The organism is Oleiphilus sp. HI0067 (assembly GCF_001635735.1).
Genome location: NZ_LWFI01000578.1, coordinates 1 through 992 on the forward strand (window position 1 = coordinate 1; position 992 = coordinate 992).

Genomic DNA, 992 nt, shown 5'->3' on the forward strand with positions numbered 1-992 from the left:
CAGCAGTGGTGTGTATGTTGGGCAAGCTGTATTAGATGAATATGGCTTAGTTGGCCAAGTGATTGATGTCAGTGAGTTTCAAAGTCGGGTTTTGTTGATATCAGATGATCGTCATGCCGTGCCGGTGCAGGTTAATCGAAATGGTGTTCGCGCCGTTGCCTACGGGTTTGGTTCGCTATCCGCCTTAGAGTTAGCAAATGTTCCAGATACAGCAGATATTCAGGAAGGAGATTTACTTGTGAGCTCTGGTTTAGGTGGGCGCTTTCCGTCAGGCTACCCTGTAGCGACCGTGACGAAAGTTGCACACGATCCAGGAGCAGCATTTGCGACAGTGAAAGTCACTCCGCAAGCTAATCTTAACCGCAGTCGTTTATTGTTATTAGTTTTTCCAAATAAAGATGATGCGCCACAAAGCGGTGTTGAGGTCGCTCAATGATTTATCAGCCTAGTATGTTGGCCGTGGTGATCACCTTCATGTTGTCGGTGATACTCGAACTCATATATTTGCCGGCAATGATTTCGTTGTTCAGACCAGAGTGGTTGGTCATGACAGTCTTCTTTTGGACTCTGCGCTCGCCTAGTACTGTTGGTATAACTGTAGGCTTTTTTATTGGTCTGCTGCTGGATGTGATCAGTGGTGTATACCTTGGGATCAACGCCTTAGCCTTGAGTATCGTGTCGTATCTTGCGATAGGCATGCACAAGCGCTTTAAGCTTTATCCTTTGTTGCAGCAGTCTCTTGTTGCGTTCGTTGTTGTCATTATTCATTTGTTGATTGTGAACACCTTTACCTCTCTGTTAAGTCGAGCTGAAGCACCTTCAGATTTGTTGCTTCGGGCTATGTTTAGTGGGTTTTTATGGCCTATTCTTGTTGTTGTATACGACAGAATTAGCTTTGCTTTGCGAGGGTAGGTAAGTGCAATTAGTGTTAGCTTCGGCCTCGCCTAGACGTTTAGAGTTGTTACAACAGCTAGGTTACGATCCATTAAAAA

General features: G+C 45.2%; 2 protein-coding genes. Both read left to right on the forward strand.

Features of this window, described 5'->3' with window-relative positions:
- Window positions 1-436, forward strand: a 436-nt coding sequence (gene mreC / locus A3739_RS06685) for a rod shape-determining protein MreC (RefSeq protein WP_068500807.1), incomplete at its 5' end; no start/stop codon positions are given.
- Entirely contained in the window at window positions 433-912 is a 480-nt protein-coding gene (mreD, locus tag A3739_RS06690; RefSeq protein ID WP_068476111.1) for a rod shape-determining protein MreD, read from the forward strand. The genes mreC and mreD, both read left to right, overlap by 4 nt.
- The last annotated feature ends 80 nt before the right edge of the window (window positions 913-992 follow it).